An 11,997-nucleotide genomic window follows, 5' to 3' on the forward strand; every position below is an offset into this window, starting at 1 on the left:
AGGGAGTAATGCCAAAGGCCAGCCGATTATTCGGGTGACCACGCTGAAGCCGGTTGAGCAAAGCATGGTCGACTTCTTGATTGAAGTGGACTGGGGCAACGGACGCCTCGTGCGCGAATACACGGCCTTGGTGGGCACGCCAACCACCGCCGCTGCGCCGGTACAGGCGAGTGTGCAGCTCGCGCAGGCTTCTGCATCCAATCAAGTGCAAAGGCCGGTGATTGCGGCTCCGGTGGCTGCGCCGGTGTCTGAGGCGCCGCCCACTCCGGCCGTGCCGACCGCGCCAGCACCGCCGGCGACGCCTGCAACTCCTCCTGCGCCTGCCGCTGCGCCGGTTATCCCAGACATCACCATCGCGCCGCTGCCTGCCAGTGAGCCAGCGCCGCGCGCGGCTGCGGTTAAACCCGCACCGGCTGCGGCACCGGCAAAGCCCGCGATGCCAGCAACCAAGCCTGCCGTTGCCGCGGCGGTGCCCGCTAAGCCGGCTGCGGTTGCCGAAACACAGGATGCGCAGCAGCGCCGCGTTAAACCGGGTGAGTCGCTTTCAAAGATTGCCAGCAGTCTTGAAGTGCGCAAAGCGTTTAGCCTTGACCAAACGATGCTGGCGCTACTGCAGGCCAATCCGGATGCGTTTAGCGAAGGCAATATCAACCGTTTGCGCAGTGGCTCCGTGCTGCGCGTGCCGTCACATGAGGATGTGGCAGGCATCAGTGCAGATGAAGCCACACAGCTGGTGCGCCAACAAGCGAAGCAATGGGTGGCACAGCGGCGTGCGGTGCGGCAGCCCGAGGCTGAAGCGGCAACAACTGCCAAGCCTAAGGCAGCGGAAAACACTAAGCCTGCCGTAGCGAAAGCAGAAAGCGCTCCGCGTAGCGCCACAACATCACAGGGGGCCAGGCTGCAGATCGTGCCGCCGTCTGCGCCAGGAAAAGCGACAGGCAACAAGTCCGGCACCGGTGCCGGTGGTGAGGGCAGCATGCTGCAGCAAGAATTGCGTCAACGCGATGAAGATATCGCAGCCAAAACGGCTGAGATCGGCGAACTAAAAGAGCGCGTGGCGGCACTCGAAAAACTGAAGTCTGAGCAGCAGCAGTTGATTGCCCTGAAGGACACCGAGCTTGCCAGCGCGCAGCAGCGTTTGGCCGCGGCCAATCAAGCGGCAACCACGGCTAAAACAGTGGCCCCCGCAGCTACAACCGCGCAGCCGCCAGAACAAACGAGCAAAAGTAGCCCGCTTCCTTATGTATGGGGAGGCATTGGCGTTGTTGTACTGGCGCTGCTAGCGTGGCTGCTGGCCGGAAGAAAGCCCGCGAAGAAACCAGTGCGGCGCAGCGTATTTGATAGCGATGCACTGGCCGCAAGCATGAAGCCTGCCGAAGCACCGCCTGCACAGACCCCCTCATTTGCGCAAGCACTAGACGATGCCGCCGCGGCAGAAGAGCCTGCAGTTGTTGAGATTTCAGCGCCCGCACAACCTGTTGCGGACAATACAATCGATCTCAATACCGTGCCCACAACGCCATCCGGCGTCACGATGCCCACCTGGACCTCAGGGTGGATGAAGCAAGACGTGGCGCGCACCGGCGGCGAGCAGCCCGAGCTTTCCGCCCTAGCCACACCCACCGATGAAACGCCGGCTGCAGAAGAAGCGGAGCCTTTGCCTGACGCTGAGTCGAATGCTGCGCCCGATGCTGCACCGAGTGCCGAACTGCAAGGCGACGAAGCGCCTGCGCAGGCCGCTCCTGAGCAGCGTTTCAAGCTCGCCAAAGCGTTTTTGGACATGGGTGATGAATTTTCCGCACAGCAAATTCTGCTGGAGCTGCTCGATGATGAAGACGAGGCTGTTGGCGCGGAAGCAGCGCGGATGTTGAGTAAATTGGTGGGCTAAGCCCACAGCCTTTAGATGTATTTTTAAGATGCGATTTGCACTGGCGATTGAGTACGACGGCGGCACGTTTTCCGGCTGGCAGCGGCTTACCCAAGCGGGGAGTTTGGAGCAAGACGGCAGTCTGCAAACAGCGTTAGAAATTGCGCTATCGAAAGTGGCCGACGCCCCCGTTGATACCGTTTGTTCGGGGCGCACCGACGCGGGTGTGCACGCGCGCTGTCAGGTCGTTCACTTCGATACCGACGCGCAGCGTGACCTGCGCGGCTGGGTGCTGGGCGTCACCGCCAACCTGCCGCCCACGATGGCGGTGCGTTGGTGCGTTCCGGTCGATGAGGCATTTAGCGCACGTTTTTCCGCGCGCGCGCGGCGCTATCGCTATCGCATTTTGAACCGCAGTGCCCGCCCTGGTTTTGAGCGCCAGTATCTTGGCTGGGAGCGCCTTCCACTGGATGCAGACGCGATGCACACCGCTGCGCAGGCGTTATTGGGCGAGCAAGATTTCTCCGCATTCCGCAGCGCGCAGTGCCAAGCCACGCACGCGCGGCGCAACCTGCAGGCGATCAATGTACAGCGTGATGGTGCGGAGGTCGTGGTAGAAGTGCAGGCCAACGCATTTTTGCACCATATGGTGCGCAATTTGGTGGGCTCGCTGTTGGTGGTGGGTCGCGGCGAGCGGCCCATCAATTGGATGGCCGAACTGCTGGCCGGGCGTGATCGCACCAAGGCCGGGCCAACGGCGGCGGCATCGGGCCTGCAGTTTCTTGCGCCCATGTACCCACGGCAATGGGGGCTGCCGGACGAGGTGAGCGGTGATGTCTAAGACCCGTATCAAGTTCTGCGGCATGACACGCCTAGAAGATGTTCGCCTAGCCGTTGCGTTAGAAGTGGATTTTATTGGGCTGATTTTTGCCCAGCGCAGCAAACGGCGTTTGGATGTAGCGCAGGCACAAACCTTGCGCGCCGCTGTGCTTGGGCCTACGGCGGCGGTTGCACTGCTGATGAATCAGACAGAAGCGGAGGTTGCGCACATTGCGGCAGCGCTGCAGCCCGATTATCTACAGTTTCACGGTGATGAAGACGACGCATTTTGCGCACACTTTGGCCTGCCTTTTTTCAAGGCCATTGCAATGCGTGGTGATGTGGATCCGCTTCTCGAAATGGAGCGCTTCCCGTCGGCCTATGGTTTTGTGCTGGATGGGCATGGCGTGGGCGAAGCTGGTGGCAGCGGTCAGCGGTTTGACTGGAAACGCCTGCCCGCGCAGACGGCGCGTCCCATTTTGCTGGCAGGTGGCGTGGGGCCAGAGAATGTGGGTGAAGCAATTTCCACAGCGCATCCATGGGGGGTTGATGCCGCAAGCGGCATCGAATCCGCGCCCGGCATTAAAGACGCACGGGCGATGCGGCAGTTTGTTGCTGCGGCGCGCCAAGATCAGGTACGCTAGCCCCACGATGAACACGATCTCTCGCTCTGCTGCCCCTTTTGGACGCTCGCTGCGTCGATGGCGGCGCGTGCCTGCTGCGGCGGTAAGATAAGCCCCAGCGCTTTCTCACGGCGTCTAGCCGTTTTTCTTCTTGGGGTTGCCCCTGTGCAGCCGTCGTCCGGTTCTCGGAGCTTTCTAGATGAACACCGAAGTGTCCTTGCCCGCTGCATCAGCGGCGATTGATTACCATGCCTATCCCGATGCGAACGGCCATTTCGGCCGCCACGGTGGGCGTTTTGTGGCTGAAACATTGATCGGCCCATTGCAAGAATTGGCTGCGGCCTATGATGCGGCGCGCGTCGATCCGGCCTTTATTGCGGCCTTCTATAAAGACCTCACGCATTACGTGGGGCGCCCCAGCCCCATCTATTTTGCCGAGCGCCTCAGCCGTGAAGTAGGCGGCGCGCGTATTTTGCTCAAGCGCGAAGACCTTAATCACACTGGCGCGCACAAGATCAACAACACCATCGGCCAAGCACTGCTGGCCGCGCGTATGGGTAAAAAGCGCATCATTGCCGAAACCGGCGCGGGACAGCACGGCGTGGCCAGTGCCACCGTTGCCACGCGGTTGGGGCTTGAATGCGTGGTGTATATGGGCGCCACCGACATCGAGCGGCAGAAGATCAACGTCTATCGCATGAAGCTGCTTGGGGCGAAAGTGGTGCCGGTCACCTCCGGTTCGGCCACCCTCAAAGACGCGCTCAATGAAGCGATGCGTGACTGGGTGACCAATGTCGAAGACACCTTCTACATCATTGGTACCGTGGCGGGGCCGGACCCGTATCCGCGCATGGTGCGGGACTTTAACGCCGTTGTCGGCCGCGAGGCGCGGCAGCAGGTGATGAGCGAATACGGCCGCCTACCCGATGCAATTACCGCCTGCGTGGGCGGTGGTTCCAATGCAATTGGCCTGTTCCACGCCTTCCTCAACGACCCGTCGGTGCGCATCGTAGGCGCAGAGGCGGCGGGTGATGGCATCGATACCGGGCGCCACGCGGCATCACTTGCCGCTGGGCGAGTAGGGGTGCTGCACGGCAACCGTACTTATGTCATTTGTGATGATGATGGGCAGATTGTGGAAACGCATTCGATCTCGGCCGGGTTGGATTACCCCGGTGTTGGCCCTGAGCACGCCTTCTTGAAAGATATGGGCCGCGCGGAATATCAAGGGATTACCGATGCCGAAGCCTTGGAGGCCTTCCATCGCCTAACCCGTACTGAAGGCATCTTGCCTGCATTGGAATCGAGCCATGCGATTGCGCAGGCGATCAAGCTGGCGCGCGAGCTGCCCAAAGACGCCATCGTGCTGTGCAATCTCTCCGGGCGTGGCGATAAAGACGTACATACCATCGCCGCACGCGAGGGGCTTTCTCTGTAAGTCATTGTTACAGCAGGTGGTTTGGTCTTTTGCCATTTTTCGGCGAAAATGCCGAATTGTCGTTTCATTTTTCATTCAGGAGTCCGGCCATGGCCGAAGCACAAGAGCAACAAACCCAGAACTCGGCCGAACAGCAGGCTGCTACGCAGAATGGTCAACAGTTCCCGCCGCAGTTCTTCGATTGCGTGAACGAGTACCTAGAACTCACCAATAAGCAGTCGCAGCAGTACGGCGAAAAGAACATCAGCCTCGCCGCGCTGTTTGCTGCAGCCCGCTTCAACGCACACGTCTTCTTGGCCAGCGTCAAGCCAATCGCGGCTGCCGAAGAGCGTGCGCCGTTCCTCGACTACATGAGCACCATGTACCGCCGCATGCTCAACGAGCATTTGGATGGCATGGGCGAAGAGCGCGGCATTGATGTTGGCGACTCCGAACTGGCCGACGAGTACAAGGCGGCTGGCGTGCAGGTGGGCCGTTTGAAGCAGGCTGAAGCCCCGGCTGCTGCCAACGAATGAGCCGACTTCAGCAACGGCTAAACGGCCTGCGACACGCAGGCCGTAAGGCACTGGTACCGTTTATCAGCGCAGGCGATCCGTCGCTTGCGGCAACGGTGCCGGTCATGCACGCGCTGGTGGATGCTGGCGCGGACGTGATCGAATTAGGCGTGCCGTTTTCCGACCCGATGGCCGATGGTCCGGTGATCCAGCGCAGCTCCGAGCGTGCGTTGGCACGCGGTGCGGGTATGGCGTGGGTGCTGGAAACCGTCAGTGCCTTCCGTCAGCGCGACGCGCAAACGCCGGTGGTGTTGATGGGGTATCTCAACCCTGTGGAAATTCGCGGTGCGGACGGTTTTGCCGCAGCCGCAGCTGCAGCGGGTGTGGACGGCATGCTGCTGGTGGATCTTCCACCCGAAGAAGCAGAAAGCTATCAAGCCGCGTTTTCTCAGTATGGCCTTGCGCTTATTTCGCTGGTATCGCCCACTACGCCGCAAGACCGACTCGAACGCCTGTGCGCGCAAGCGCAGGGCTATATTTATTACGTTAGCTATGCGGGCGTCACCGGTGCCAGCCACCTGAACGTGACCGATGCCGCAGAGCATCTTATCCAAGTGCGGGCGCGGGCCACGGTGCCGGTATTTGCCGGGTTTGGTATTCGCGATGCGCACAGCGCCGCCGCGATGGCCGCGCATGCCGATGGCGTTGTCGTGGGCAGTGCCTTGGTCTCGGCAATGGAACAAAGCGCCGATGAGGACGCTGCCGCAGCGCGAGCCTCGGCCTTTTTGCGTCCATTGCGTGAAGCGCTGGACGGCGAACCGCGCTAGACTTCCCCGGTTTGAATCCGGATGTAACCAAGGAATAAAAATCCGATGAGCTGGCTCAAGAAACTTATGCCGGGTGCCGGTATCCGTACCGATGCAGGTAACGAACGCAAGCGCAGCGTGCCGGAAGGCGTGTGGGAAAAGTGCAGCGCCTGTGGCGCCGCGCTGTATCGCCCTGAACTTGAAGAAAATCTCGAAGTCTGCCCCAAGTGTGGCTTCCATATGCTGATCCGCGCGCGCGCGCGTTTGATGGCGCTGCTGGACGTGGGGAGTGCGCAAGAGCTTGAAGCTGCGCTGGGCCCGACCGACGTGCTCAAGTTCAAAGATCAGAAAAAGTATGCAGAACGCATCAAGGCCGCGCAGAAGAGCACCGGCGAGCGTGATTCGCTGATCGTGATGAAAGGCCTCCTGCAGCAGCAGCCGCTGGTCGCCTGTGCGATGGATTTTGCCTACATGGGCGGCTCGATGGGCTCGGTCAGTGGCGAAAAGTTCGCCCGTGCCGCAGAAGCCGCGCTGGCTGCGGGCGTGCCGTTGGTGTGTTTTGCCGCCAGCGGCGGCATGCGCATGCAAGAGAGCATGTTCTCACTGATGCAGATGGCCAAGACCTCGGCGGCGCTGGGGCGGCTGCGTGCAGCCGGTCTGCCGTTCATTTCAGTATTGACCCATCCCACCTTTGGCGGCACCACCGCGTCGTTCGCGATGCTGGGTGATCTCAATATCGCCGAGCCCGGCGCTTTGATCGGCTTTGCCGGGCAGCGCGTGATCGAGCAGACTGTGCGCGAAAAACTGCCGGAAGGCTTCCAGCGCAGCGAGTTCTTGCTCCAGCACGGTGCCATTGATCAAATCGTCGATCGTCGTGAAATGCGTCAGCGTTTGGCGCAGTTGTTGGCGATGTTGATGAAGCAACCTGCTCCCACGGAAACAGTAGAGGCCGCATGAGCGCACGCAAGTATTTCGGCACCGACGGCATCCGTGGTCATGTCGGCGAAGGGCCGATTTCGGCAGACTTCGTGTTGCGTTTGGGTAATGCCTATGGGCACGCACTCACTGCGGCTGCCAATGCACGGCAGGAGTGGCGTAAACCACTCGTCGTCATCGGTAAAGACACCCGTATTTCCAACTATATGTTTGAAGCGGCATTGGAAGCGGGGCTGGTGGCGGCGGGGGTTGATGTGCAGCTCATGGGGCCCATGCCTACGCCAGCGGTCGCCCACCTGACACACTCGCTACGTGCTGACGGTGGAATCGTAATTTCCGCCTCGCACAACCCGCATTACGACAATGGCATCAAGTTCTTCTCGGCGCACGGCGAAAAGCTCGACGATGCTACCGAGCTTGCCATTGAGGCGGCGCTGGAAAAACCTTTTTCCACCGTACCGTCAGAGCGTTTGGGAAAGGCGATCCGCACCCGCGACTCGGTTAGCCGTTACACCGAAGCGTGCAAGTACTCGGTACCTAAAGGCTTCCATTTAGGCGGTATGCGCGTTGTGGTGGACTGCGCCAACGGTGCGACATACCAACTTGCGCCGCGCGTATTGGCCGAACTCGACGCACGTGTGGATGCGATCGGGGTCACTCCGAATGGGCTCAATATCAACGAGAATATTGGTTCCACCCATCCAGAAAAATTAGTGGCGCGTGTGCGTGAAACCGGCGCGGAGCTGGGTATCGCCTTTGATGGCGACGGCGATCGCGTGCTGTTTGTGGATGGCCAAGGCAACGTGCGTGATGGCGATGACCTGCTCTATATCCTCGCCTGCGACTGGCAAGACACAGGCCGCCTGCGCGGGCCGGTAGTGGGGACGCTGATGTCCAACTATGGTTTGGAACAAGCGCTCACCGCGCGCGGCATCGAGTTTATTCGTGCCAAAGTAGGCGACCGTTACGTGCATCAGCAATTGCTTGCGCACGACGGCGTACTCGGCGGCGAAGCCAGCGGCCATATTCTGTGCCTTGATCGCGCCAACACCGGCGACGGTATTGTCAGCGCATTGCAGGTGCTAGAAGTGCTGCAGCGGCGCGGCATTGGTCTGGTGCAGGCGCTGGCGGGTTTGAAGCGAGTGCCGCAAAAAACCATCAACGTGCGCTTTGAAACCGGGCGCAAACCCGCAGAAGCGGAAAGCGTGAAAGCCGCGTTGCAGGTGGCGCAACAGGCGGTGGCAGGGCGCGGGCGCGCCTTCTTGCGGCCGTCCGGCACCGAACCTGTGGTACGGGTCACGGTTGAGGCGGATGATGCCAAGTTGATGGAGTCCACCCTATTGGCGTTGGCCGATGCGGTTAAGGCCGCAGCAATTTGAGGTAAGCACAATGAGCGCACGTATTCCTACATTTGATATTCGCCAATTTACCCATCCGGCAAGCCCGGCCGAACGGCAGGCTTTTGTCGATGCCTTGGGCGCTGCGTATCGTGAATGGGGCTTTGCAGGCATTCGCAACCACGGCATCCCGCAGACGCAGATCGACGAGGCCTATGCCACGTTCAAGGCGTTCTTTGCCCTGCCGGATGAGGTGAAAAAGCACTACCACGTTGCGGGCGGTGGTGGCGCGCGCGGCTATACCCCGTTTGGTGTTGAAACCGCGAAAGGCTCGAAGTATTTCGACCTTAAAGAGTTTTGGCATATCGGCCGCGAAATTGGCGAAGACTCCAAATATCGCGACACCATGCCGCCGAACCTGTGGCCGGTTGAAGTGCCCGAGTTCAAACGTGTGGGCTACGGCCTGTATCAGTCGCTCGATGCGCTGGGTTCGCAAGTGCTTTCCGCGCTGGCGCTGCATATCGGCCTGCCCGAACACTATTTCGCTGATAAAACCAATTCGGGGAACTCCATCCTTCGCCCGATCCACTACCCGCCAATCACCACCGACGACATTCCCAATGTGCGTGCCGGTGCGCATGAGGACATCAACCTCATCACACTGCTAGTGGGCGCCAGTGCGGAGGGCCTGGAAGTGCTTTCGCATCAGGGAGAATGGGTGCCGTTTACCGCCGACGCAGACACCATTGTGGTGAATATCGGCGATATGCTGCAGCGCCTCACCAACCATGTGTATCCGTCCACCACCCATCGCGTGGTGAACCCGCCGGGTGACAAGGCGCGCCAGCCGCGCTATTCCACCCCGTTCTTCCTGCACCCCAACCCGGATTTCTTGATCGACGTGCTGCCTTCGTGCGTCAGCCCAGAAAACCCCAGCCGTTATCCCGAACCCATTACCGCCGAAGGCTATCTGCAAGAGCGCCTGCGCGAGATTAAGCTGAAATAAGGAGTTGTTGATGCGCCGCAAGATTGTTGCTGGAAACTGGAAGCTGCAGGGCAGCCGTGAGTTTGCCGCTGCGCTGGTGGATGGTATTCAAGCTGCCATGCCTGCGGGTGTAGAACTTATTGTGCTGCCGCCGTTTCCTTATTTGAGCGAAGTTGCGGCGCGCTGTGCGGGCACTGCGCTAGCGGTTGGCGCGCAAGATGTTAGCGCCCATGCAAAGGGGGCCTATACTGGCGAGGTGGCCGCCTCGATGCTGGCCGACGTGGGCGCGCGCTACACGCTGGTTGGGCATTCCGAACGCCGCCAGTACCACGCCGAAAGCAGCGTGCAAGTGGCAGAAAAATTTGTGGCGGCGCAAGCGGCTGGGTTGACTCCTATTTTGTGTGTTGGGGAATCTCTGGACGACCGCGAAGCAGGCCGCACTGAGGCGGTGATTGCAGAGCAACTGCAGGCCGTATTAGAGCTGGCCGGAGTAGATGCGTTTGCGCAGGCTGTTGTGGCCTATGAGCCCGTTTGGGCGATTGGCACAGGCCGCACGGCAAGCCCGGAGCAGGCGCAGGCCGTACACGCGTTCATTCGTGGAAAAGTGGCTGAAAAAAGTGCTACAATTACCGATTCACTGGTCATTCTTTATGGTGGCAGCGTGAAGCCCGACAATGCCGTCGCCTTGTTTGCACAGGCCGACGTGGACGGTGGGCTGATCGGTGGCGCTGCATTGGTGGCCGCAGATTTCTTGGCCATCGCCAACGCGGCGGCTTGATTTTCTCAAGCGAGAATTCACAACAATGTTGATGCAGTTGATCAATGTGGTTTACGTACTGGTGGCGATCGCCATCATTGCTTTCGTATTGCTGCAGCAAGGCTCGGGCGCACAGGCTGGGTCGGGCTTTGGTGGCGGTGCATCTGCGACGGTGTTTGGTGCGCGTGGTGCTTCCAACTTCCTAAGCAAAAGCACCAAGTGGCTGGCGATTGCGTTCTTCGTCATCAGCATGGGCTTGGCGATTTACGCCAGCAGGCAGGCAAATCGTGGCCCAGGTAAGGCTGATCTTGGCGTAATGGCGCAGCAGCAGGCCCCGGCGAAGCCGGCGGTACCGGTTGCACAAGTGCCGGTTGCGCCTGCAGCGGCTCCGGCAGCGGTGTCTGCCCAGCCTGCAGCACCTGTGGCTGAAGAGAAACCGGCAAATCCTGCACAAGGGCAGTGACGAAACCGTAAAGAAGCATTAGAATGCCCGGCTCGCAAGCCGTAGCATTTGCCCAGGTGGCGGAATTGGTAGACGCACTACCTTGAGGTGGTAGCGATTTAGGTCGTAGGGGTTCGAGTCCCCTCTTGGGCACCATTACATAAACAACCCGTCTTTATGGCGGGTTTTTTATTGCCTAGAAATTGGGCTACAGCTCTGAGAAGTGGCGAGAGCAAATAAATATAACGAGTTGTCATGCTGCGGTGCGGTATTTGGCGCCAATTGATGGCTAGAATGCAGGGTTGCCGCGCGATGCGGCGGCATTCCCTCCACTTCATAAATTTATTTCCTATGTCTCTGTCTCTTGCAACCGATCAACGCTGGCTTGTTCTCAAGTTTGGTGGCACGTCGGTTTCGAAACGGACGCGTTGGGACAACATAGGAAAACTGGTCGCGGGCCGCGCCCGCGATCATCAAGCGCGGGTGTTGGTGGTGGTGTCGGCGCTGTCGGGTGTCACCAATGAGCTCACCGCTATTGCCGACGGTGCCGCCGATAGTGCCGAGCGCGTGGCCAAGCTCGAAGCCCGCCACCGTGAATTCTTGGCTGAATTAGAGCTGGATGCCGACACCGTACTGGGTGGGCGTTTGGCCGCGCTGCGTGGCCTGCTGACCGACCCGCGCGCAGCCAGCCGCCCGCTGGACTGGCAGGCCGAGGTGCTGGGCCAAGGCGAGCTGCTTTCGTCCACTATCGGCGCGGCCTATCTGCATGCGCAAGGTTTGGATATCGGTTGGATGGATGCGCGCGAATGGCTAGACGCGCTGCCGCCGCAGCCCAACCAAAGTGCATGGTCACAGCGGCTATCGGTGAACTGCCAGTGGCAGGGTAACCCCGACTGGCGCACGCATTTTGCGTCCCAGCCTAGCAAGATGCTGATCACCCAAGGCTTCATTGCCCGCCACCAAGACGGTGGAACGGCGATTTTGGGGCGCGGTGGCTCGGATACTTCGGCCGCCTATTTTGGTGCGCTACTTGGCGCGCAGCGCGTGGAGATTTGGACCGACGTGCCGGGCATGTTCAGCGCCAACCCGCGCGAAGTGCCGGACGCGCGCCTGCTTACGCGGCTGGATTATTACGAAGCCCAGGAAATTGCCACTACTGGTGCCAAAGTGCTGCACCCGCGTTCGCTGCGGCCCTGTCGCAATGGCGGCGTGCCGATGGCCATTCTCGATACCGAGCGCCCGCATCTGCCGGGGACCAGTATCGACGATGCCGCAGAGCCGGTGCCGGGGGTGAAAGCGATTAGCCGCCGCAACGGCATCGTGCTGGTGTCAATGGAAGGCATTGGCATGTGGCAGCAGGTGGGCTTCTTAGCCGATGTGTTTGCCCTGTTCAAAAAGCATGGGCTGTCGGTGGATTTGATTGGCTCTGCCGAAACCAACGTCACCGTGTCGCTTGACCCGTCGGAAAATTTGATCAGTGGCGACGTGCTGGC

12 protein-coding genes and 1 tRNA gene are annotated in these 11,997 nt (G+C 60.3%); all 13 read left to right on the forward strand.

Features of this window, described 5'->3' with window-relative positions; translation table 11 throughout:
* Positions 1-1,888 (forward strand): FimV/HubP family polar landmark protein (locus tag KUL77_RS07520; RefSeq protein ID WP_297145240.1); only part of this gene is annotated, 1,888 nt, incomplete at its 5' end.
* Between the two features lie 28 nt (positions 1,889-1,916).
* Positions 1,917-2,708 carry a tRNA pseudouridine(38-40) synthase TruA gene (truA, locus tag KUL77_RS07525; protein ID WP_297145243.1) on the forward strand — a complete coding sequence of 264 codons (792 nt, stop codon included), beginning with the start codon at positions 1,917-1,919 and terminating at the stop codon, positions 2,706-2,708.
* Positions 2,701-3,330 carry a phosphoribosylanthranilate isomerase gene (locus KUL77_RS07530; protein WP_297145246.1) on the forward strand — a complete coding sequence of 210 codons (630 nt, stop codon included), beginning with the start codon at positions 2,701-2,703 and terminating at the stop codon, positions 3,328-3,330. Before truA ends, KUL77_RS07530 begins: the two co-directional genes overlap by 8 nt.
* 178 nt (positions 3,331-3,508) lie before the next feature.
* Entirely contained in the window at positions 3,509-4,747 is a 1,239-nt protein-coding gene (gene trpB, locus KUL77_RS07535) for a tryptophan synthase subunit beta (protein ID WP_297145249.1), read from the forward strand.
* 89 nt (positions 4,748-4,836) lie between these two features.
* Complete coding sequence (locus KUL77_RS07540; RefSeq protein WP_297145251.1) at positions 4,837-5,262, forward strand: DUF3144 domain-containing protein; 426 nt, start codon at positions 4,837-4,839, stop codon at positions 5,260-5,262.
* Positions 5,259-6,068 (forward strand): tryptophan synthase subunit alpha, encoded by an 810-nt coding sequence (gene trpA / locus KUL77_RS07545; RefSeq protein ID WP_297145253.1) that lies wholly within the window; start codon positions 5,259-5,261, stop codon positions 6,066-6,068. Before KUL77_RS07540 ends, trpA begins: the two co-directional genes overlap by 4 nt.
* Before the next feature lie 45 nt (positions 6,069-6,113).
* The gene (accD, locus tag KUL77_RS07550) at positions 6,114-7,004 is read left to right on the forward strand and encodes an acetyl-CoA carboxylase, carboxyltransferase subunit beta (protein ID WP_297145256.1); all 891 of its coding nucleotides are present in this window, start codon (positions 6,114-6,116) and stop codon (positions 7,002-7,004) included.
* A complete protein-coding gene (gene glmM / locus KUL77_RS07555; RefSeq protein ID WP_297145258.1) occupies positions 7,001-8,362 on the forward strand; it encodes a phosphoglucosamine mutase in 1,362 nt (453 codons plus the stop codon). The genes accD and glmM overlap by 4 nt, the downstream gene beginning before the upstream one ends.
* Before the next feature lie 10 nt (positions 8,363-8,372).
* Positions 8,373-9,326 carry a 2-oxoglutarate and iron-dependent oxygenase domain-containing protein gene (locus KUL77_RS07560; protein WP_297145261.1) on the forward strand — a complete coding sequence of 318 codons (954 nt, stop codon included), beginning with the start codon at positions 8,373-8,375 and terminating at the stop codon, positions 9,324-9,326.
* Between the two features lie 10 nt (positions 9,327-9,336).
* Complete coding sequence (tpiA, locus tag KUL77_RS07565) at positions 9,337-10,083, forward strand: triose-phosphate isomerase (RefSeq protein ID WP_297145264.1); 747 nt, start codon at positions 9,337-9,339, stop codon at positions 10,081-10,083.
* Positions 10,084-10,108: 25 nt separating this feature from the next.
* Positions 10,109-10,525, forward strand: a complete 417-nt coding sequence (secG, locus tag KUL77_RS07570; protein WP_297145267.1) for a preprotein translocase subunit SecG — start codon at positions 10,109-10,111, stop codon at positions 10,523-10,525.
* 50 nt (positions 10,526-10,575) lie between these two features.
* A tRNA-Leu gene (locus KUL77_RS07575) sits at positions 10,576-10,660 on the forward strand.
* 195 nt (positions 10,661-10,855) lie between these two features.
* A partial coding sequence (locus tag KUL77_RS07580) for an aspartate kinase (RefSeq protein WP_297145269.1) occupies positions 10,856-11,997 on the forward strand: 1,142 nt, incomplete at its 3' end.

The sequence above is a fragment of the Thermomonas sp. genome, assembly GCF_019104945.1.
Taxonomy (GTDB): Bacteria; Pseudomonadota; Gammaproteobacteria; order Xanthomonadales; family Xanthomonadaceae; genus Thermomonas.

What these genes read in the sequence shown, in the direction of transcription:
- truA (WP_297145243.1), top strand. Translation starts at nt 1,917, where the DNA reads ATGCGATTTGCACTGGCGATTGAGTACGACGGCGGCACGTTTTCCGGC.
- KUL77_RS07530 (WP_297145246.1), top strand. Translation starts at nt 2,701, where the DNA reads ATGTCTAAGACCCGTATCAAGTTCTGCGGCATGACACGCCTAGAAGAT.
- trpB (WP_297145249.1), top strand. Translation starts at nt 3,509, where the DNA reads ATGAACACCGAAGTGTCCTTGCCCGCTGCATCAGCGGCGATTGATTAC.
- KUL77_RS07540 (WP_297145251.1), top strand. Translation starts at nt 4,837, where the DNA reads ATGGCCGAAGCACAAGAGCAACAAACCCAGAACTCGGCCGAACAGCAG.
- trpA (WP_297145253.1), top strand. Translation starts at nt 5,259, where the DNA reads ATGAGCCGACTTCAGCAACGGCTAAACGGCCTGCGACACGCAGGCCGT.
- accD (WP_297145256.1), top strand. Translation starts at nt 6,114, where the DNA reads ATGAGCTGGCTCAAGAAACTTATGCCGGGTGCCGGTATCCGTACCGAT.
- glmM (WP_297145258.1), top strand. Translation starts at nt 7,001, where the DNA reads ATGAGCGCACGCAAGTATTTCGGCACCGACGGCATCCGTGGTCATGTC.
- KUL77_RS07560 (WP_297145261.1), top strand. Translation starts at nt 8,373, where the DNA reads ATGAGCGCACGTATTCCTACATTTGATATTCGCCAATTTACCCATCCG.
- tpiA (WP_297145264.1), top strand. Translation starts at nt 9,337, where the DNA reads ATGCGCCGCAAGATTGTTGCTGGAAACTGGAAGCTGCAGGGCAGCCGT.
- secG (WP_297145267.1), top strand. Translation starts at nt 10,109, where the DNA reads ATGTTGATGCAGTTGATCAATGTGGTTTACGTACTGGTGGCGATCGCC.